The sequence below is a fragment of the Aliidongia sp. genome, from assembly GCF_035943795.1.
Classification (GTDB): Bacteria; Pseudomonadota; Alphaproteobacteria; order ATCC43930; family CGMCC-115725; genus Aliidongia.
In genome coordinates this window covers 159,480-180,874 of record NZ_DASZBY010000083.1, presented here as the reverse complement: position 1 = coordinate 180,874, position 21,395 = coordinate 159,480, and the positions used below count along the sequence as shown (strand labels likewise).

General features: G+C 65.1%; 17 protein-coding genes. 6 read left to right on the top strand and 11 right to left on the bottom strand.

Annotated features, from left to right (window positions below; all coding sequences use genetic code 11):
- Positions 1-146: 146 nt before the first annotated feature.
- On the top strand, positions 147-608 hold the full coding sequence (locus VGV37_RS15020) for a hypothetical protein (protein ID WP_326880514.1): 462 nt from the start codon (positions 147-149) through the stop codon (positions 606-608).
- 6 nt (positions 609-614) lie between these two features.
- Here VGV37_RS15020 and VGV37_RS15015 read toward each other — a convergent pair whose 3' ends face one another.
- The 10 genes from VGV37_RS15015 to VGV37_RS14970 form a co-directional block, all read right to left on the bottom strand.
- Complete coding sequence (locus VGV37_RS15015; protein ID WP_326880513.1) at positions 615-1,298, bottom strand: hypothetical protein; 684 nt, start codon at positions 1,296-1,298, stop codon at positions 615-617.
- Positions 1,299-1,440: 142 nt separating this feature from the next.
- The gene (locus VGV37_RS15010) at positions 1,441-2,076 is read right to left on the bottom strand and encodes a trimeric intracellular cation channel family protein (protein ID WP_326880512.1); all 636 of its coding nucleotides are present in this window, start codon (positions 2,074-2,076) and stop codon (positions 1,441-1,443) included.
- A gap of 121 nt (positions 2,077-2,197) precedes the next feature.
- Positions 2,198-2,998: a hypothetical protein gene (locus VGV37_RS15005; protein WP_326880511.1), complete on the bottom strand. Its 801-nt coding sequence runs from the start codon at positions 2,996-2,998 to the stop codon at positions 2,198-2,200.
- A 316-nt stretch (positions 2,999-3,314) separates the two neighbouring features.
- A complete protein-coding gene (locus VGV37_RS15000; protein WP_326880510.1) occupies positions 3,315-3,698 on the bottom strand; it encodes a hypothetical protein in 384 nt (127 codons plus the stop codon).
- A gap of 17 nt (positions 3,699-3,715) precedes the next feature.
- Positions 3,716-4,624 (bottom strand): ABC transporter ATP-binding protein, encoded by a 909-nt coding sequence (locus VGV37_RS14995; RefSeq protein ID WP_326880509.1) that lies wholly within the window; start codon positions 4,622-4,624, stop codon positions 3,716-3,718.
- Positions 4,621-5,475, bottom strand: a complete 855-nt coding sequence (locus tag VGV37_RS14990; RefSeq protein ID WP_326880508.1) for an ABC transporter ATP-binding protein — start codon at positions 5,473-5,475, stop codon at positions 4,621-4,623. Before VGV37_RS14990 ends, VGV37_RS14995 begins: the two co-directional genes overlap by 4 nt.
- Positions 5,472-6,341, bottom strand: coding sequence for an ABC transporter permease (locus VGV37_RS14985; RefSeq protein WP_326880527.1), 870 nt, complete (start codon positions 6,339-6,341; stop codon positions 5,472-5,474). The genes VGV37_RS14990 and VGV37_RS14985 overlap by 4 nt, the downstream gene beginning before the upstream one ends.
- A gap of 23 nt (positions 6,342-6,364) precedes the next feature.
- Positions 6,365-7,342, bottom strand: coding sequence for an ABC transporter permease (locus VGV37_RS14980; RefSeq protein WP_326880507.1), 978 nt, complete (start codon positions 7,340-7,342; stop codon positions 6,365-6,367).
- A gap of 79 nt (positions 7,343-7,421) precedes the next feature.
- Positions 7,422-9,071: an ABC transporter substrate-binding protein gene (locus VGV37_RS14975; RefSeq protein ID WP_326880506.1), complete on the bottom strand. Its 1,650-nt coding sequence runs from the start codon at positions 9,069-9,071 to the stop codon at positions 7,422-7,424.
- 177 nt (positions 9,072-9,248) lie between these two features.
- On the bottom strand, positions 9,249-10,265 hold the full coding sequence (locus VGV37_RS14970) for a glycoside hydrolase family 3 protein (protein WP_326880505.1): 1,017 nt from the start codon (positions 10,263-10,265) through the stop codon (positions 9,249-9,251).
- A 494-nt stretch (positions 10,266-10,759) separates the two neighbouring features.
- On the opposite strand from VGV37_RS14970, the gene VGV37_RS14965 reads away from it, so the two are divergent.
- The 3 genes from VGV37_RS14965 (at position 10,760) to VGV37_RS14955 (ending at position 16,253) form a co-directional block, all read left to right on the top strand.
- Positions 10,760-12,169 (top strand): cache domain-containing protein, encoded by a 1,410-nt coding sequence (locus VGV37_RS14965; protein ID WP_326880504.1) that lies wholly within the window; start codon positions 10,760-10,762, stop codon positions 12,167-12,169.
- Between the two features lie 412 nt (positions 12,170-12,581).
- Positions 12,582-15,374 carry a TonB-dependent receptor gene (locus tag VGV37_RS14960; RefSeq protein ID WP_326880526.1) on the top strand — a complete coding sequence of 931 codons (2,793 nt, stop codon included), beginning with the start codon at positions 12,582-12,584 and terminating at the stop codon, positions 15,372-15,374.
- A gap of 141 nt (positions 15,375-15,515) precedes the next feature.
- The gene (locus VGV37_RS14955; protein WP_326880503.1) at positions 15,516-16,253 is read left to right on the top strand and encodes a DUF6445 family protein; all 738 of its coding nucleotides are present in this window, start codon (positions 15,516-15,518) and stop codon (positions 16,251-16,253) included.
- Here VGV37_RS14955 and VGV37_RS14950 read toward each other — a convergent pair.
- Positions 16,250-17,491, bottom strand: a complete 1,242-nt coding sequence (locus VGV37_RS14950) for a glycoside hydrolase family 18 protein (RefSeq protein WP_326880502.1) — start codon at positions 17,489-17,491, stop codon at positions 16,250-16,252. The genes VGV37_RS14955 and VGV37_RS14950 overlap by 4 nt on opposite strands.
- Before the next feature lie 504 nt (positions 17,492-17,995).
- Here VGV37_RS14950 and zwf point away from each other — a divergent pair.
- Both zwf and edd read left to right on the top strand, forming a co-directional pair.
- Positions 17,996-19,468, top strand: coding sequence for a glucose-6-phosphate dehydrogenase (zwf, locus tag VGV37_RS14945; RefSeq protein ID WP_414638000.1), 1,473 nt, complete (start codon positions 17,996-17,998; stop codon positions 19,466-19,468).
- 49 nt (positions 19,469-19,517) lie between these two features.
- Entirely contained in the window at positions 19,518-21,344 is a 1,827-nt protein-coding gene (gene edd, locus VGV37_RS14940; RefSeq protein WP_349256460.1) for a phosphogluconate dehydratase, read from the top strand.
- Positions 21,345-21,395 lie beyond the last annotated feature (51 nt).

Genomic DNA, 21,395 nt, shown 5'->3' with positions numbered 1-21,395 from the left:
GAGCCCGCCGATCTGCCGATATCGGACCTGCGCCGCCGCGCTGACCTTTGACAATCATTTCCGAGGGATGGTCTTCTAGGGGCGAAAAGGGGCCGATGCTGGGGATTTCGGCCCGAACTCGTCACATATCGATGGATCCTGGTTCGATGGCCGCCGCAAAATCCGCGCAAACCTGGGGTTCCTACCTGGTGTTCGCGCTCGTCATCCTGGCATCCATTGCCCTGCTGATCTTCGCCGGGCTGTTCATCCGCCATTCCTATCCGACGGGAAGCGGTGCGACCACGCCCGGCAATGCCCCGGCGGCTCCAACGATTGCCGGGCGCTATGCCGGCTATACGACGCTTCAGACCGGCATCTGCAGTCTGGGCGTCCATGAATTCGTCATGGATGTCGACGAGGCGGGAAATGCCCGATCGGACTATGGCATGAAGGAGAACAAGTTCCTGATCGGCACCATCGCGCCGAACGGGACCGTCAAACTCGCCTTTCGGGAAAATGGCCAGACGATCCTGTTCAACGGCAAGATGCAGGACGGCCACATCACGGGAACCTCGTCACTGAATACAGACAGGACCTGCAATATCTACTGGGACCTGTCGCGCAACTAATATCGCTCAGGCGCCGAAGCGCAGCTTGCCCTGGATCTTCTCTTTCAGCCTTTCGGCTTCCTCGCGCTTCAGCACGGCGGCGTTCCGGAACTCGGCCCGGTCCCGGCGCGTGTCGCGGTCGCCGATGGTCGAGGATACCCAGCCTTCGATGTCCGCGAAATCCTTGGCGATCCCGGCACCCAGCATGCGGATTCGCATTTCGACGCCGTTGAGCCGGACGGTCGAGAGGCCTGGCAACGCGGCTGCGGCGGTGACCAGAAACTGTGGCTCGCCTTCTTCGACGGCGGCGGGCAGGCATTTCGTCAGGGCCGACAGCTTGTTGATCGCGTCGAGGGCGATATCGATCTGCTCCTGCCGATCCCGCTCGTCCCTGGTCTTCTGGCGCGCGGTTTCCTTGGCACCGGCGGCCGTGACGGTGCGCTCGGCCGCCTCGATCGTCGCGCGCGCCATCACATGGGCCGCATGCAAGGTCGCCTGCGTCGTCGCCTGGGTCGAGCGCAGGATGGCTTCCAGGGCGATGCAGGCGGCCAGAATCGCCAGCAGGCCGGCGATCAGCGGTTGCCAGACGAAGAGGTAGTGATAGGTCTGCAGCAGGGCCGGGCTGCCATAGGGCGACCAGACGCCTTCCCATGCCAGAACGAGCGGCGCCAGGAGGATGAAGGCGCCGGCGATGATGAACCGCTTGATCAATATCCGTGTCCCAAATTCAAAGATCGAGCCGCAAAAAAAACGTGTGCGGCCGCTCGGAAGTACAAGAGCCGATGATCGTTGAATAAGCCTGAACGCCGCGGGCCCGGGGAGTGCGAAAATCACAGGCTCGAACCCCGGAGGTTTACGGACCGCTCTTCACGTGCCAGCGCGAGGCCGGCAGCTGCCAGCCGCGGTAGAGCGCCAGCATGCGCAGGCCGAAGCAGAGGGCGGCACCGGCCAGCGCGATCGGTGCCTCGGGCAGGGCGAGGCGGTCGCCGGCGACAATGACCAGCGCGCCGGCCAGGGCCGCCACCGCATAGATGTCGGAGCGGAGCACGACCGGCACCTCGGCCAGCAGCACGTCGCGCACCACGCCGCCGCCGATGGCGGTGACCACGCCCAGCAATGCCGCCGACAGGCCGTCCAGGCCGTGATGCAGCGCCTTTTCCGTACCGGTCACCGCGAACAGGGCGAGGCCGGCCGCGTCGAACAGGCGGACCGGGTAGGTGAAGCGCGCGACCAGCGGGTACCAATGGAAGGTGAACAGGCCGGCGGCCGCGGCGAGTACGATATAGTGCGGATGCAGGATCGCGTCGGGCGGCACCGCGCCGATCAGGATGTCGCGGGTAATGCCGCCGAACACGGCCGCGACCAGGGCGACCACCAGCACGCCGAACAGGTCGAGCCCACGGCGCACGCCGGCGACCGCACCGCTCAAGGCGAATACGAAGGTGCCGATCAAGTCGATCGCCTGCAGCAGCGTGGGCACGTACAGCATCGGGCCGTCCTATTCGCCGGGGATGGCGGCGAAGGTAGGCGGATCGCCAGGCTTTGGAAAGCAGGTGAGGGGCCGGACCGTCCTTTGGACGGCCTGCCGTCGCTGAACCCGTGTCGCGCCTTTAGGCGACGATATCGCTGATCAGGCTGCCGTCGCCGGACGAGCTGCTTGAATCGCTGGAGCTGGCGCTATCCGTCGTGCCGGCCAGTTGCTGGCTTTGGGCATAGGAATCGACGTGATGGCGATGGTGATGGTTGTGCGCGCCGACACCCTGTTGCGTATCTGCCGTCGAGGCGGAGGCGGTCTGGCTCGTGCTGCTCGACGTCGAACTGGCGGTCGTGCTGGCACTGCCGGACGTCCCCCCGTTCTGGAGTGCTGCGATGTCGGTCTGCAGTTGGGCCAGCAGGGACTGCAGGCCACTTGCCAGTGTCGTGGTGCTGGCGGAGGAACTGTCGCTGCTCGAACTCGCCGTGGTCGTCGCACTGGTGCTCGAGCTGTCCGAACTCGAAGCGCTCGTCGGATCGACCGCTGGCGGGGTTGGGGGTGGTGGAGGTGGTGCGAGGGCCTCCAGCAGGGCTTCGAGCTCGCTGTCCAGCTTCGTCGACTTCGTGCTGTCGGTGCTGCTGGCGGAGGTCGAGGCGCTGCTGGCGCTGGTCCCATCGGTGCTGTCGCTCGACGAATTGTCGGTCGAGAGGCCGGAGAGGAAGTTGATGTTCAGCAATTGAAAGAAGGCGGGCGGGGCGACGGCACCGGACTGGCTGCCGATGATGGAGCTGCTGCCGTCGCTGCTACTGCTGCTGGTATTGGTACTGGACGAGCTGCTGCTCGCCGCGGCCGCCGCCTGTTCAGCCTGGAGCCGCTGCTGTTGCAGCTGCTGCCATTGCTGAAAGACGTTGGCTTGGGAGAGGCTACTGACGCTCATGAAGGGCCCTCCGTGGACGAAGAGGTTGCGGGACCTCTTGCCAGGAGCAATCCAACGGCCGCGGAACGCTTCTTGCGTTCTCAGACGCTTAATAGAAAAGCAGGTGGGGCGAAGCGGGCAGATCGGCAAAAATTGCCGGGCCATTCCTGCCGGTCGGCAGTCTTGCCCCTGCCGACCCGGCTGCGAAAATGAGAACGCCCGTGCCGGTGAGGGCACGGGCGTTCCTCGCGCGAGCGTCGCGGGAGACTGCGGGGTCAGTCTCTGCCGCGAAAAGAGCCCGGCGCGTTCGTCGGCGGGATTTCCCGCTGCCGAAGGGCTAATGGCGCGGCAGGTTGTTGAGCGCGGTCTGCAGCGCGCTCAGCTTGGCCTGCGCCTCATCCTGCTGCTGCTTCACGCCGGCCTTGATCGCGGCCTGGAGCTGCGTGGCATCCGTGTTGGCTTCGTCGATGATGCAGTTCATCCGCGCCGAGGCCGCGTCCGAATAGGCTTTCGCCAGCGCGACCGAATGATCGTAGGTCGCCTTGTCGCCGCTCTTGAGGTGCGGCACCTCGGGCGGGGCCGGGCAATGGGCGGGCGCATAGCGGGCCGTGGCGAAGCTGTCGGTGCAGGCGGAGGCGGCGCAGCTGACCGAGCCGGCCTGGGCGGCAAAGGCCGTGCAGAGCAATCCCACGGCGATCGGGGCGAGGGTGTAACGACGCATCTTTCTCTCTCCGGGATTTAGATGTGGCTGGCCGAGCACTCGCGCACGAGATGGCCGGGCGCCACCTCGCTGAGCCGTCCCGGCTCGCGGCTGATCTCGCGAACCCGATCCGCCTCGCGCACCAGGCTGGCGTCGGTCGCGCCGAACGGCCGGCCGATCTCCGGCACGGCGGCCAGCAGCAGGCGGGTATAGGGATGACGCGGGGCGTCGATGATGGCGCTGGTCGGGCCGATCTCGACGATGCGCCCGCCGTAGATCACCGCCGTCTCCTCGGCCACGTAGCGCGCGGTCGCGATATCGTGGGTGATGTACAACATGGCGATGCCGCGATCGCGCTTCAGCGGCTTGAACATGTCGAGGATGGTGAGGCGGATCGACACGTCGAGCATCGAGGTCGGCTCGTCGGCGATCAGCACCGACGGATCGACCGCCATGGCCCGTGCCAGGTTGACCCGCTGGCGCTGGCCGCCCGACAGTTCGTGGGGATATTTGCCGAGCGTCTCGACGGGGTCGAGCCCGACCATCATCGACAGCTCGACCGCCCGGTCCTCTCTCTCGCCGCGGCCCAGTTCCGGCTTGTGCAGCGCCAGCGGCCGGCTCAGGTGATGGCGCACGTCATGGGCGGGATTGAGGGCGGCGAACGGGTCCTGGAACACCATCTGGACCTGGGAGCGATAGGCCAGCACTTCGCGCCGGTTGCCCGGCCTGGTCACATCCTTGCCGTCGAACAGGATCTGCCCGCCGGTCGCCGTCACCATCCGCGTCAGGATCTTGGCACAGGTGCTCTTGCCCGATCCGGATTCGCCGACGAGTGCCAGGGCGCGGCCTCGATGGAGTGTGAAGCTGACGTCGGTCAATGCAGCCACGTCGCGATGGCCGCGATAGACCATGCCCAGCTTGCGTGTCTCCAGGATGGGCTGGGTCACGGCGTGTTCTCCAGGACGCGCCGGGGCGGCATCTCGGACGGGTGCAGCGGCGGGATCGCGTTCCACAGCTTGCGCGTATAGGGATGCTGCGGCGCCTCGACCATCTGCATCGGCGGGCCCATCTCGACCAGATCGCCGTTCAGCATGATGCCGATGCGGTCGCAGAACTGGCTCATCAGCGCCAGGTCGTGGGTGATGAACAGGATCGAGAAGCCCAGGCGCCGGCGCAGGACGGTCACTTCTTCCAGCAGCTCGCGCTGCACCACCACGTCCAAGGCTGTCGTCGGCTCGTCCATGATGATGAGCTTGGGGCTGAGGGCGAGCGCCATGGCGATCACCAGGCGCTGGCGCATGCCGCCGGAAAACCGGTGGGGATAATCCAGCAGGCGATCCGGCGCGATGCCGACCATGCGCAGCAATTCCGCGCTGCGCTCGCGGATCTCAGCCTTGTTCCGGATGCCATGGGCGCGGAACAGGTCGGCGAATTGTGCGGCGACCGTCAGCAGTGGGTTGAGCGCGTTCATGGCGCTCTGCAGCACCATGCTGACGTCGCGCCAGCGCCATTGCCGCAGCGTCTCGCCCTGGAGCTTCAGCACGTCGGTGCCGTCGAGCACGATGCTGCCGCCGGTAATGAAGGCCGGCGGGCGATGCAGCCGGGCGATGGCATAGGCGACGGTGCTCTTGCCCGAGCCGGATTCGCCGGCGAGCCCCAGCACCTCGTTGGCGCCGACGTCGAACGACACGCGGTCGACCGCGCGCTTCAGGCCCTGGCGCGACGCGTAGTCGACGCACAGCTCACGGACGCTCAGCAGCGAGGTGGGCTTGGCCTGGTTCATCTGTATGACCGTCATTCCGCCGCGCCGACCGGCCGGAGCGCCGCCAGGATCCGCTTCGGCACGCGGAGCGTGCGCAGGCGCGGGTTGGCGATCTCGTCGACGGCGAAATTGATGAGCGACAGGCTGCTGCCGAAGATGACGAGCGCCAGGCTGGGCGCCGCGATCTCCCACCAGGCGCCGACCCTGAGCGCCGAGGTTTCCTGGGCATGGTAGAGGTTGGTGCCCCAGCTCAAGGCCAGCGGATCGCCCAGACCCAGGAATTCCAGCGTCGCCTCGGTGATCAGCGCGTAGAGCACGCTGCCGATGAAGTTGAAGCCGATGATCGAGACCAGGTTGGGCAAGAGCTCGACCAGGATGATGCGCCAGGCGGGCTCGCCCAACAGCTCGGAGGCGCGGATATAGTCGCGCTGGCGCAGGCTGAGCGTCTGGGCCCGGGTGACGCGGGCGCCCCAGCCCCAGGCGGTGACGCCGATGATGATCGCGATGGTGAGCGGTCCCGCCTCGCCGACGAAGGCGGCCAGCACCAGCATCAGCGGCAGGTTGGGAATGACCAGCACGACGTTGGTCAGGAGGTTGAGCGCCTCGTCGATCCGGCCGCCGAAATAGCCCGACGTGACGCCGACCGCGACGCCGACCACGGTCACGACGAGGCCGGCGATGAAGCCCACCATCAGCGAGGTGCGTGTGCCGTGGATGGTCTGGGCCAGCACGTCGCGGCCCATGCGGGTCGAGCCCAGCACATGTTCGGCGCTCGGCGGCTCGTGGGGCCGGGCGACCCGCTGGTTCGGGCCGGCTGGCGCGATCAGCGGGGCCATCAGGCCCACGAGTACGAACAGCGAGACGATGACGAGGCCGACGACGGCCTTGCGGTTGCTCGTCAGGGCCTGAAAGATCGCGTGGATGATCAGGCCCTCCTCAGGCGCGGATCGACGATGATGTAGAGCAGGTCGGCGGCAAAGTTCGCGCTCAGCATGGCCAGGGTCATGATCATGAGCTGGCCCTGGATCAGCGGATAATCGCGGGACGTGATGCCTTCGTAGAGCGTGTATCCCAGGCCCGGGTAGTTGAAGACGACCTCGGTCACCAGCGAGCCGCCGAACACGGCACCCAGGCTCATGGCGAAGCTGGTCAGCGCCGGCAGCAGCGCGTTGTAGGCGGCATAGACCAGGCGCAGGCGGCGATCGGTCAGCCCCTTGGCCATGCCCAGCGTGATGTAGTCCTCGCCCAGCAGGTTGATCATGCTGTTGCGCATGGTGACGAGGTAGCCGCCGATCTGGGCCAGCGCCAAAGTCACGACCGGCAAGACGGCGTGGTACAGCACGCTCCAGACCGAGGCCCAGGACCAGGTCAGGTCCAGCATCGGATCCCAGGCGAAGCCGGTCGGCAGCCACTTCAGGCTGATCGAGAACAGGGACAGCGCCAGGAGCGAGGTGACGAGCGGCGGCACTGCCTGCAGCATGAGCGCGCCCGGTGCACCGAAACTATCGAACGCGCCGCCGCGCCGCCAGGCGGCCCGGGTGCCGGCGAGCGAGCCGATCGTGAAGGCGGTGAGCGACGAGGTCAGCACCAGCAGCAGGGTCCAGGGCAGCGCCCGGACCAGCACCTGGTTGACGGTCAGCGGGTAGAACTTGACCGACAGGCCCAGATCCCAGGTGAACACGCTGCCCAGGTAATGCAGGTACTGGATCGGCAGCGGCACGTCGAGGAAGCCGAAGGTCGCCTTGAGCGCCTCCAGGCTTTCCGGCGGCAGCACGGTGCCCGACTGGGCGAACATCGTGTCGATCGGGTTGCCCGGCATCAGGCGCGGGATCAGGAAATTGAACGTCGCGGCGGCGATGAAGGCCGCGACGTAGAATCCCAGTCGGCGAAGAAGGAACACCATCACCGGGCTCCGGCGCTGACGCGGAGCGGGAGCATGGCGTGCCCGGCGCGCGGATGGATGAAAGACGGCATGGCGGGGCTCAGGGCTTCACGGGCTCGAGGGCGAGCAGGTGCAGCAGCCGTTCCGGCGTGCCGTCGAAGACGTCGGGCCGGGCGACCGGGTTGTCGCTGTTGAACCAACCCTTGAAGCGCTTGGTGTCGTATTCGTACCAGATCGGATTGGAATAGAGCGGCACGTAGGGCGTGTTGGCCGCGAGGATCATCTGGACCTTGTTCATGGCCTGGCGCTGGGCGGCGGGATCGATCGTCGAGATGAAGGCATCCAGCGCTTGGTCCAATTCCGGATCGACGAAGCGGGTCGCGGCGAAGCGCGTCTTGCCGGCGAAGCGCGAATGGAAGCCCATGTCGAGCGAGCGATAGGGCGTCTCGCCGGTCAGGTAGCCGTTGATCGCCATGTCGTAGGAGCCGGTGATCAGTTTCTGCGTCCAGGCGGCCGGTTCCGGCGTCGAGACCCGGGCATTGATGCCGATCTGGTTCAGGCTCTCGGCAACCAGCTCGGTCGAGTTGACCCAGTCGGTCCAGCCGTTCGGTGCCAGGATGGTGAAGCTGATCGGCGTGCCGTCGGGATTGGCGACGAAGCCGCGGCCGTCCTTGTCGTGGAAACCGCTTTCGGCCAGCAGTGCCCGGGCCGCGTCCTTGTCGAAATGGGCGTATTGCCCGAATTCCTTCTCGGCATCCTGGTCGGTCCAGCTCTGGTAGGTCCGGCCGAGCCCGCTCGCATATTCATTGACCGTCGGGTAGCCGTAGCCGGCGATGTCGACGATCGCCCGGCGATCGATCGCCATGCTGACCGCGCGCCGGAAATTCACGTTGCGGAACGCCGCCCGATTGCCGGGATCGGGGCTGTCGAAATTGATGTTGAGTGCCACCGTGCCGCCGGGCGGGAACCAATAGCGGAAATGCGCCGGGTCGGCCGCCACGTAGGTCCGCTCGATGTCCGGCAGGAACGCGCCGAACCAGTCGATCGCGCCGGCCGCCGCCGCGGTCAGCAGCTGCTCGTTGGTGCCGACCTGAGGAAAGCTCAGGCAGTCGACCTTCAGGTCCTGGGCGTCCCAATAATGCGGGTTGCGGCACTGCTGGTAGATCTGCGAGGTGAAGCGCCGGATCTCGGTCATCGGGCCGGACCCGACCGGGTTGTCGTTGGTGAACGTCACCGGGTCCGCGACCTTGCTCCAGATATGCTCGGGCACGATCGGCACGCGGACGATCTCGAATGCGATGTTCGTGTTCACCCGCTTCAGGGTGAAGACTACCGTATTCTGATCGGGCGACTCGACGGCGGAGATGCGATCCCAGATGTTCTGGGTGTCGAGTTCGCGCCGCTTGTGCAGCATTTCGAAGGTGAACACCACGTCGCGCGCACTGAACGGATGGCCGTCGGACCATTCGACGCCGTCGCGCAGGTGGAAGGACAGCTTCAGCAGGTTGCCGGAATAATTATAGTCCGTTGCCAGGCGGAAGCTGGGCGTGCCGCCATGCATCGCGTTGAAGACGACCAGGGGTTCGTAGACGAAGTCCCGCACGCTGTGCAGCCGCGTCGTCTCGTTGAATGGGTTGAAGTTCCGCACCCAGCCGGTCGACAGGCTGGCCACGATCGTCAGGTTCGATTCGGCAACGGCCGACGCCGGCAACAAAGCAACGAACGCGGTAGCGATGATTTTTCTGATCATCGGGGTCCTTCCCCGGATTTTTGCCCTCCGGCAGCCGGCCCTGTCGGACCGTCCCGCCTTGAGCAAGACCCTGTCATGGCTGGTATCATGGCGGCTAGGTTGCAAACTCGTTGTTTTCGTCAGGGGAAGCCGGATTTCCGTCGCTTTTCCCACAGTCTCGCGACCGCCCGGCAGCGCTCACGCGGCAAGCTGTCGCGTGATCTCGCGGACCGCCTCCCCGACGTCGAGCAGCGGCTCGGACGGCGGCGGCACGGCGCGGCCGGCGAGGCGGGCGAGCGACGCCTCGCTCAACGGCCGGGCCGCGGCGGCGATGCCCTCCCATTCGTCGACGTCGCCGTGGCTCGACAGCGCGATGTCCATGCCCGATGCCAGAACCGCGCGGCACCGGTCCGGCAGCGAGCCGCCCAGCGCCTCCATATAGATGCAGTCGGAAATCAGCACGCCCTGGAACCCCAGGCGGCCGCGGATCAGCGTGTCGAGCACCAGCGGCGATACGGTCGCCGGACGAACCGGGTCGACCTCCGGAAACACGATATGGGCGACCATGGCCCAGGGTGCTGCGGCCAGATGGCGGAACGGCACGAAATCGCTGGTGTCGAGTTCGGCCAGCGGTGCGTCGACCGTCGGCAGTTCCTTGTGGCTGTCGACCATGGCCCGGCCGTGACCGGGGATGTGCTTGATGATGGGCGTGACGCCGGCGAGTTTCATGCCCTCGACGAACGCGTCGGCGAGCAGCGAGACCTCTTCCGGATCGCTGGAGAAGGCCCGGTCGCCGATTACCGGATCGGCGCCGGCGACGGGCACGTCGAGCAGCGGCGCGCAATCGACGGTGATGCCGTGCTGGCGCAACAGGGTGCCGATCGCCCGGCCGTTCAACCGGGCCGCGACCAGCGCGCGCGCCGGGGCGCGGGCATACAGTTCGCCGAAGCGGGCCGGGGCCGGAAAGGCCGGCCAGACCGGCGGGTCCATGCGCTGATGCGTCCCGCCCTCGTGGTCGATCAGGATCGGCGCGTCGTGCCGGCCGACCGCGTCCCGGAAATCCTCGCACAGGCGCCGCACCTGGTCGGGCGTCTCGCAGTTCCGTTTGAACAGGATCAGGCCCAGCGGGTCGGCCGCGCGGAAGAAGGCGCGCTGATCGGCGGTCAGGCTCGGGCCGGGTGTGCCGAAGACGACGGCCAACGGAGCTCGGGACATGGGTTCACACTCGCTCTGATCGATATCGGGCCGACGAACTCGTTCCTCGGACCCCACGAGACAAGCGGCAAGCGCCGGGTCCGATCAAGTGCCGGTTGTTCGATGAACGAAATTGACGGTTTCGTGACGGTGTGTTCGCCGCGTCAAAGGCTTATAGCCATGGGACCGGATCGGGCGAAGGGTGCTTTCGCCCCGGCGGGGCCGCGAATGCGCCAGCGGCCGACGGGTGGCGTGGATCCTATGTCGCATACCGGGGAACGAGGGCGGAAGAGGCGAGGGACCGAGCCATGGGCATCTCGGGCCAAGTTCGTTTCTTCCGAAACTTGACAGGCGTGAGTCGAATCGGCTTGATCGATGTTACGACAAAATCGTCAAAATCATATCCCGGATGCCGGCATATCGGGGGGCGGGCAGTGTTGGGGCTTCAAGGTCGGGCGTCCAGGGCGGTAGTTCCGCTACTCCCTGTCATTGCTGTATTTTTCGCAGCCCTGCTGGTGCTGGCGAATATTATTGAGCAACGGACGCAATTCCAGATCGAGATCGCCGAGACTTCGGCTGGCCATGATCTGACCACCATCGTCGACTTCGCGCGCAGCCAGAGCGCCGCCTTCGCCAGCACCAGTTTCATCGGCTACAGCATTGGCCGCTATTACGGATTCGCCCCGGCCTTCGCCCAGATCTCGCCCGATCCGGACCGGGCGGCGGCCCTGTTGCGATCCTATTACGGCAAGGGACAGCCACCCCAGGAAATGCCGCCCTCGCTACCGGCTTACGCGAGCGTGCACGACCGGTTCCATGCCAGCTTCCAGAGCCTCATCGCGTCGACCCTGTTCGACGACCTCTACCTGGTCGATCATTTCGGCCGTGTCGTCTATTCGTTGCAGAAAGACTCGAACTTTACTGCCGACCTGACCCAGCCGCGCTCGCGCGACCAGCCCCTGGCCGAGGTCTATCGCGAAGTGATGGCCCGGCTGCAGCAGACCGAGGACCCGTCAAAGATCCTCGTCGTGTCGCCGATCAAGCGGATCGAGGATACCTACGGCGTGCTGCTGGCCCGGCCGGTCATCCAGCATGGTTCGGTCGAAGGCGTCGTGGCGTTCCGCCTGCCGGCGAGCGCGCTGGCCGAGCGGCTGGCGGCGCTGCAACGCCCCGGCGTGCGCATCATGCTGCTCGATGCGAAGGGCACGCCGGTCCAGGCGACGCCGGTCGCCGACTCCGTGCGCGAGGCGACCTACGGCCCCTCGATCCTGCCGGAAACCGGCTGGCACTATCTGATCCTGGCCGACCGGTCGGCGCTCGACGGCGGCCTATGGCTCTGGTTCCTGCTGCTGTGCCTGGCCGGCGCCGGCGGCATCGGTGCCTCGAGCTATCTCGCCTGGCGCCAGACCGAAGCCCTGCCGCGTGGCACGGGGCGCGTCATCCTGCCGATGCTGTCGGCCGCGACACCGTCCCAGAACGAGATCGCAGCGGCGCCCGCGGCACTCGCCGAGCCGCTGGCCGGCGAGCCCGAACCAACCGTCGACGCGGATTATATCGAGCCGGCGGCGCCGGCGGATTCGCTGGGCGACGAGTTCGAGGCGAGCGAGGGCTATCGACGCTCGCTGGTCGAGGTCATGACCCTGGCGCTCGATTATTGGCAGAAGACCAAGCACAAGGGAAAGATCGAGCTCGCCGAGGAAAGCGGGCTCTGGCGCGTCTATATGGACCGCAGCTCGCTGCAGACGCGGACGCTCGACAAATACCTGCTGGTCGAGACCCTGCCGCGCAACCCGCGCTGGCGCGACGTGGTGCGGACCGCCGAATATGTGCTGCGCAACGCGCCGCAGCCCGGTCCCGAGCGGGACCAGCTTGCCGAGGCTCTCGCGAGTCTGAAGCACCACCTGCGCCAGGTCGAGCGGGTCTGACCCGCGATTTCGGCAGCGCGGCCCTCCGCCCACCTTTCAGCCGATCGAGCCATCCCGCCGGCCGAGGTCCTTGAAACAATGGGCCTTTTGGCGGGTAAGCCTCTTCACGGTAATTTCAATAGGGCGACGAATTTTTGTCATTTTCGGCATTCTGCCGGTTTGAGCCTTTCGCCCAATCGCCGATCAGCTTGGATAGCGGGGCGTAGAGGGGAGCCGTCTGCTGAAGCCATTCGTGCCTGCTGGGTGCGGGAACAGCAACAGTGGGCAGATCGTCGAGGCGGGTCGTGCGTGGGGGTGAAGCATCGGAGCGAACGATGCCATGCCGTGCGTCCGCCGAGCAGGCTCCAAGAACATGTCAGGAGGCGGATCAATGTGGACTGGGACAAGGCTACTTCGAGGTTCCGTGAGTGCGATGGCGATGATGACCGTGGCGGGCCTTGCGCACGCCCAGGACGCATCGACGGTCACGCAAACGGCACAGGCTGCACCCGTAGCCAACACGCCGGCGGCGCCGGTCACCGAGCAGATTGAAGTCACGGGCATCCGCCTGTCGCTGCAGAAGTCGATGGACGTGAAGCGCGCCGCCGACGGCGTGGTGGAAGCAGTTAGTGCGACCGACATCGGGCAGCTGCCCGACAAGAACGTCGCCGACGCCCTGCAGCGCTTGCCGGGTATTACCACGATCCAGTCGGCAGCGGCCGGCTCCGGCGGCTTTGGCGAAAACGACCGCGTCGAAATTCGAGGCACGGCGCCGTCGTTGACCCAGACCCTGATCGACGGTCATGCGGTCTCTACCGGCGACTGGTTTTTCCTCGATCAGCTGTCGGCATCCAGCCGTAGCGTGTCGTACGCCCTGTTCCCGTCGGAAATTGTCGACCACGCAATCGTCTACAAGAGCTCGCAAGCCGATTTGCCCGAAGGCGGCACCGCCGGTTCGATCAACATTGTCACTCGCGCACCACTTGATTTCAAAGACCCCATCACCGCTGAAGTTTCCCTCGGTGGGGCATACTCCGACCTAGCGGATCGGGCAGGCCCGCAGTTCAATGGGCTGGTTGCTTGGAAGAATGATTCCAATACACTTGGCGTGATGGTTCAGGGGTTTCGCGAACAGCGCTATCTTCGTCGTGATGGTCAGGAGGAACTTGGCTACACCCAGATTCCGACGACTGCTACGGTGCCCGGCGCGAATGGGACGACCGTTGCCAATCCATTTCCAAAGGGGATGCAGGGAGCTTATTACCCTGAGATCATCAACAATGCGTTGTTCGAGCAAGAGCGCCTTCGTCAAGGCGGCGACGCGGCTATCGAGTTCAAACCGAATAACCACTGGGATTTCAGGCTCGACGGCTTTTACAGCTATCTGAACGCTCCCAACTATAATCAGGGCGATCTCATCGATGTGAATGACTTCGTCATGGGCCACAACACAACCGGACCCGTGGCACCGTCGGCATATACCGTCCAGAACGGTATCCTCACCTCAGCGACCTTTCCGGGCTCCACGGCGAGGGGCAATCCGGGCATCAACGACATCTATCGTCCGGATGCAGGTGAAGAGGTCTACTATATCAATGGCCAAGGCACCTGGAAGCCGACTTCAAACTTGAGCATCCACACTCAAGCCGGGTATTCGCGCGGCAAAGGGGGCTCCGACCAGTTCGCTTATGGCACGACTTCCGGAACTGGTGCCGGCGCTTCCTACGGCATGAATGGCACCGATCCATTGACGGTCGGCTTTCCGGGCGCCGTCGGCCTGAACGATCCGTCGAACTACGGCGGGTTCATGGGCGACTCGAATCAGGACTGGGTCGGCATAGTTCATATCGCTCAGCTCGATACCGACGCTTCCGGTCAGGTGGACGTTCAGTACGACTTCGATGATGGTCTTATTCAGTCTGTCAAGGGAGGCATCCGGTTTACCGAGCACGAGCGCAATGAGGTCGAGGCCGAAAATTTCAATTGCTATAGCGGAGCCTGCGGCACGGTTCTGACTAATCTTTCTAACGGGCAATTTCCGAGCAACTTCGGTAGTGGCGCTGGCATCTCGACCCCGTTCGTCCTGTCGGTCGATCCCAATGCACTGCAGTCGCTCATTCAGAACTTCGTGAACTCGACAGGGCAAACAACTGCCGGCCGCTATTACTGGAACGCATCGTTCAAAATCAAAGAGAACACGACGGCCGGCTATTTGATGGCTAAATTCGGCGGCGAAAATTTCCAAGGAAATTTCGGCGTTCGAATTGCGTCGACCAAAGATAACATCGATACATTCGATACAAACCCTGCAGCAGCTGGCGTTGTTGCGAACACCAAATCTGCTTTTGGCACGTATTTCATAAACCATCATACGCAAGACTATGTCGATATACTGCCTAGCTTCAGCGTAAAGTATGATGTGTCGCCGAATGTGGTGGCGCGATTCTCCGCCGGGCAAACGATGACACGCCCGGACTATTACGCATTGGCGGGCGGTGCGGCACTGAACGACACGCTGCTGAGTGGTACCCAAGGCAATCCGGGTCTGAAGCCGACCCGTTCGACCAATCTCGACGTCTCGGCCGAATGGTACTATGCGCCACGAGCGTCACTGACGGCCGGCCTATTCGACATGCAGATGACCTCGACCTTTGACGATGGCACGATCCAAGAGAACGCGATTAACATCACGAACACCACGGCGCGCGCCAATCCTCTTGGGATGGCAAATCCGCTGTTCAGCACCTACACGGTGACCGCACCAACCAACAACAGCGGTGCGTCGAAGGGCTTGGAACTGTCGTGGCAACAGCCGATTGCTTGGGGTTTCGGCTTTGCATCGAACTATACGTTCGCGCAAAGCTCGCAGAACACTCCGACCCCCGGCATTGGCGGTCGTCAGATGCTGGGTGCATCTAAGCACACCGGCAACCTCACGGCCTACTACGAGAACGATATCGGTATCGACGCGCATCTCGCCTATACCGCTCATTCTCAGATTTATCAGGGTATCGATCGTGCCGAGAAGTACTTCCAGGATGCCGGAGGCGAGCTGGATGGTGCGATTGGATATAAGATCAACAATCACTACAGTGTCAGCCTTGACGTTCTGAATATTTCTGACAGCAAGGACAATTACGTAACCAGCATACATGGCATTGATGTGCCGCGTGCGACTTACGACAATGGTCGGACTTTCTATCTGCAGCTTACGGCTAAGTACTAAAGCCTAAAGGAGCGACGGTCTTTCCTGAGACCGTCGTATCCCATGAAGCGACGGGAAGGGGCGCCTTGGGTCATAGCTCAAGCACCTCTTTTCCATTTCACCGGATTCGGCCATAATCTGAAGCTCAGCCGGACCAATCGAATGAACATCAGACCTTTCCTGCACAAAGACTTCCGGATGCGCGTCGATCACATTGGCCACCAGCAAGCGCCGGTCGTCGTGATCGACAACTTCCTGCTCGATGCCGCGCAGATGGTGGAATATGCGGCAACGGGCGCGCACTTCGCTCCGGCGGCGGCGCTCTATCCCGGCGTGCACGCCGTCATGCCGTCGCCCTATCCGATGTTCGTTCATTTCTTCACGCGCTCGATCATTCCCGAAGCGTTCGGGCTGAGCGACCGCGACGTGGTCGACTGCCGCTGCACCTTTTCCATGGTGACGACGCGGCCCGATAAGGTCGGCGTGCGGCAGTTGGTCCCGCACACCGACTTCCTCGATCCGAATCACATCGTCGTGCTGCATTATCTCTATGCCAAGCCGCATGGCGGCACGGCGTTCTATCGCCATTGCGCAACCGGCTACGAGGGCGGGGCCGTCGACCAGCGCGAGCGCTACGAGACGCTGCTGAAAGCCGAACTGCAAGCCCATCCGCCGACCGATTATATCCGCGGCGACACGCCGATCTTCCAGCAGATCGCGTCCTACGATGCCGTGTTCAACCGGGCGATCCTCTATCGCAGCACCAGCCTGCACGCGGCGACGATTCCGGCGGAATTCTCCTACGATCCGGACCCGCGCAGCGGCCGGCTGACCGCGAACACCATGTTCTTCTATGGCGACCAGACGTCGTTCTTCGGACCCCCGCGCAAGCCGGTCTAGGGTTTCGGGCGGTTGCCGACGCCCCGGTTCATGGCGCCCAGCAGGTCGCCATCATCGCCGGACAATTCCCAGGCGAACACGCCGGCCAAGCCGTCTTTGACCGCTGCGCGCGCCTTTTCCCTGACGGCGCGCGGATCGTCATAGCCGACATAGACCCGGGTCTCGGGATTCCACAGCGCATAGGCATGCAGTACCGCGTCGTAGGTCACCTCGAAACCGCCGATGCCCTTGCCGGCCGGGCCGATCGATCGTTTCGCGAGGTCGCGATAGACCGTCGATCCGTCCGATCCGTTATAGTCCGCGATCAGCTGGCCGGTCGGGCCGACCTGCCAGCCCCGACCATAGGCGGCGATGCCGCGGACCAGCTTGGCGGGGGGGATGCCCGCGTCCAGCAGTGGCGCGATACCGACGGGGCCGAGCGCCTCGTCCCTAGGGGCGACGACCGGTGTGTGATGCCCCGCGACGGTGCCCCACGGACCGTAATAATCATAGGTCATGGCGAAGAACAGGTCGGCGTCCCGCTGGGCGTCGCGATAGTCGATCGCCCGCGTCAGCCGGGCCGAAGTCAGGACGGCGGAGGTCAGCAGATAATGCCGCCGGCCGGCGCCGAGCGTATCGAGCGCCGTGCGCAACGCATGCAGCAGATCGGCATAGGCCCGGCCGTCGGCGGGTATGCCAAGTTGCGCCTCGCCGGCCTGCGGGCTGCTGTCGGTCGGGAATTCCCAGTCGATGTCGATGCCGTCGACCATCGGATGGGCGGCGAGGAAATCGACGGTCGACTGCACGAAGCGCGCCTGGTCGGCGGCGGCCCGGGTCAAGGCGAAAAACGGCTTGGAGCCCATGGCGCCCCCGATCGAGACCAGGATCTTCACCTTCGGCGCCATCGCCTTGACCTCGGCCAGATAGCGGGTGAGCGCGGCATCGTCGAGCTTGCCGGCGACCGCCAGTTCGAATCCCTGCTTCGACGCACAGGCTTTGGCGAGGTCCTCGCCTTGTCCAGGTCCGCAGATGGTGAGGAATGCATAGAGCAGGTGGGTGAGGTTCCGGGCCGTGACCGGATCCAGCCGATAGCCGTCGGCGACCGAATCGCCATCCAGGTAGAAACCCACAACCTTGCCGCTGGTCTGCGCAAAGGGTTGCGGCCGGCCGGCGAACAGCGGGTTGGTCTGTGCCGAGCCCGACGCCGTGGCGCAGCACAGGCCGATGGCGGCGAAACCAAGGTTCAGTATCCGTGACATCAAGGGCCCTCCCGAGCCGAGATCTCGCGAGACGATCGGATGTTTGAATATTGAAGGGGGATGATCGGCAAAATTTACTCTGCCGACAATAGCAAACGGAATGGGCACTGTCTTCTGCTTCCGGCTTTTTCCTCTCTCGTCGACTTGTCTTGGTGATCGGGGAGAACGCCAGGGTTTGCTTGGTGTAAATATGGTTCGGTAATTTCCGGACCGCGGATGAATTTTTGTCATTTTCGGCATTCTGCCGGTTTTCGCCTTTCCCGGCGGTGCCAATGAGGATGGATTGGGGCTGTGCCGCGCCGCTGACGGCGGTCGGCCCGGATTTCCTGGAATAGAACTTCTCCCTCTATTCCTAAACTTGGGTGGCCCGAGATCCCCCCGGACTCGAGCCACCCTTTTTTCTTCACACCGTCTGTTGCAACGGCCCACGGGACGCAATCTATCGGGAAGCCGGTGGCGTCCCGACCGGCTCCGTCCGTCCCTGGTTGAAGAGTTCGCGTCATGATGAAGACCATTCCGGTCGCCCCGTTCGATTACATGGTGTTCGGCGGGGCCGGCGATCTCGCGATGCGCAAGCTGCTGCCGGCGCTGTATTTCCGGGATCGCGACGGCCAGTTGGCCGGCGAATCGCGCATCATCCTCGCATCGCGCGCAGCGCACACGATCGAGGCGATGATCCCGCGCGTGCACGCCGCGATCGACAAGCACGTCGCCGCCGAATTCTTCGACGAGGCGGTCTGGCAACGCTTCGTGGCCCGCCTGTCCTACCTGTCGCTCGATGCGGTCGCCGAACGGGGCTGGGACGGGCTGGTGCGCCTGCTGGCCGACCAGCCCGAGCGCATCCGCGTGTTCTATCTCGCGACCGCGCCGGACCTGTTCGGCGAGATCTGCGGCAACCTCGCGCGCCACGCGCTCATCACGCCGCAGGCGCGCGTCGTGCTGGAAAAGCCGATCGGACACGACCTGGCGTCGGCGCGTCAGATCAACGAGGCGGTCGGCGCGGTGTTCCAGGAACATCAGATCTTCCGCATCGATCACTATCTGGGCAAGGAGGCGGTGCAGAACCTGCTGGCACTGCGCTTCGCCAATTCCCTGTTCGAGACCCTGTGGAACCGCACGGCGATCGACCATGTGCAGATCACCGTCGCCGAGACGATCGGCGTGGAGCAGCGCGGCGGCTATTACGATACGTCGGGCGCGCTGCGCGACATGGTGCAGAACCATCTGCTGCAGCTGCTGTGCCTGGTCGCGATGGATTCGCCCAGCAGCCTCAACGCCGACGACGTGCGCGACGAAAAGCTGAAGGTGCTGCGCGCCCTGAAGCCGATCACGGCCGAGACGGTCGGCATGGCGACCGTGCGGGGGCAATATCGCCAGGGTGCGATCGATGGCGCGTCGGTCGTGGGATATCTCGACGATCTGGGCCGGCCGACCAGCGACACCGAGACCTTCCTGGCGCTCAAGGCGGAGGTGAACACCTGGCGCTTTGCCGGCGTGCCGTTCTATCTGCGGACCGGCAAGCGCTTGGCCGAGAGGGTGTCCGAGATCGTCATCCACTTCCGCCCGGTCTCGCTCAACATCTTCCCGGCCGAGGCCGGCCTGTTCAATGCGAACCGGCTGGTGATCCGCCTGCAGCCCGACGAAGGCATCAAATTGCAGCTCGTCAGCAAGGATCCGGGACCAGGCGGCTTGCGCCTGCGCAATTCGGCGCTCAACCTCAGTTACGCGGAAGCGTTCAAGATGCGCTTTCCCGAAGCCTACGAGCGGCTGCTGATGGACGTGGTACGCGGCAACGCCACCCTGTTCATGCGGCGCGACGAGGTCGAGGCGGCCTGGAGCTGGGTCGAACCGATTCTCGATGGCTGGGCCCGGACCGGCCAGGCCTGCCGACCCTATACGGCCGGGACCTGGGGCCCCTCGTCGGCGATCGCGCTGATCGAACGTGACGGACGCACCTGGCACGACGAGCCGATGTAACACCGGCCCGGTAGCGTGGGGTCGCAGGAGATTTGACATGACAGCTTCGCTGAACGCCGTCCTGGCCGATGTGACATCCCGGATCGTGCTGCGCAGCCGGCCGACCCGTGCCGCCTATCTGGCGCGCATCGCCGATGCGGCGTCCGATCGCCCGCAGCGCACCGATCTCGGCTGCGCCAACGTCGCCCATGGCTTCGCCGCCTGCGCCGCCGACGACAAGAGCGACCTGCGCAATTCGCCCAAACCGAACGTCGCGATCGTCTCGGCCTATAACGACATGCTGTCGGCCCATCAGCCGCTCGAACATTATCCCGACGTGATCCGGGCCGCGGTCCGGGCCGCCGGCGGCGTCGCGCAGTTCGCGGGTGGCGTGCCGGCGATGTGCGACGGCGTCACCCAGGGCCGCGCTGGTATGGAGCTGTCGCTGTTCAGCCGCGACGTCATCGCCATGAGCACGGCGATCGGCCTCAGCCACGACATGTTCGACGGGGCCCTGCTGCTGGGCGTGTGCGACAAGATCGTGCCGGGACTGGTCATGGGCGCGCTGACCTTCGGCCACCTGCCGGTGATCCTGGTCCCGGCCGGGCCGATGACCTCGGGCATTCCCAACAAGGAAAAGGCGCGGGTCCGCCAGCAATTCGCCGAGGGCAAGGTCAGCCGTGAGGCGCTGCTCGAGGTCGAGGCCGCGTCCTACCACGGGCCAGGCACCTGCACCTTCTACGGCACGGCCAATTCGAACCAGATGCTGATGGAGATCATGGGCCTGCACCTGCCGGGGGCCAGCTTCGTCAACCCTGGCACCGAGTTGCGCGACGCGCTGACCCGGGCCGCCGCCCGGCGCGTGGTCGCGATCTCGGCGCAGGGATCGGAGCCCACGCCGATGGGCCACGTGGTCGACGAGCGTGCGGTGGTGAATGGCGTGGTCGGCCTGCTCGCGACCGGCGGCTCGACCAACCACACGCTGCATCTGGTCGCCATGGCCGCCGCCGCCGGCATCAGGCTGACCTGGGGCGATTTCGCCGATCTCTCGGCCATCGTGCCCCTGTTGGCGCGGGTCTATCCGAATGGCCAGGCCGACGTGAACCATTTTCATGCGGCCGGCGGCATGGCGTTCCTGATCGCGACCCTGCTCGATGCCGGGCTGCTGCACGAGGATGTCTCGACCGTCGCCGGACCCGGCCTGACGCGCTATCGCCGCGAGCCGTCGCTGCAGGGCGGGGAACTGGTCTGGCGCGACGGGCCGCGCGCGAGCCTGGACCTGGGCGTGCTGCGTCCGGCCGCGGAACCGTTCGCGCCGGACGGCGGATTGCGCATGCTGGACGGCAACCTCGGCCGGGCGGTGATCAAGATCTCGGCGGTCAAGACCCAGCATCTGGTGATCGAGGCGCCGGCCCGCGTGTTCGCCGGCCAGGAAGAGCTGACGGCTGCCTTCAATGCCGGCGAGCTGCACCGCGACGTCATAGCCGTCGTGCGGTTCCAGGGTCCCAAGGCGAACGGCATGCCGGAGCTGCACAAGCTGACGCCGCCGCTGGGCGTGCTGCTGGACCTCGGCTACCAGGTGGCACTGGTCACCGATGGCCGCATGTCGGGCGCCTCCGGCAAGGTACCGGCGGCGATCCATGTGACGCCGGAAAGCGCCGAAGGCGGGCCGCTGGCGCGCATCCAGGATGGCGACATGATCCGCCTCGACGTCGATGCCGGCACGCTCGAACTGCTGGTCGCCCCCGACATCCTGGCCGCCCGCACGCCGGCGACGTTCGACGCCCAGCGCAACGCCAAGGGTACGGGCCGCGAGTTGTTCGGCGTGCTGCGCCGCGCGGTCAGCGGAGCGGAGGAGGGGGCGACGGTGTTCGCGACGGATTTCGCGGCGGTGTGAGCGGCGCCGAAGCAACGCCGCCGACGAGGGGCGCGATACGACGCTCACCCG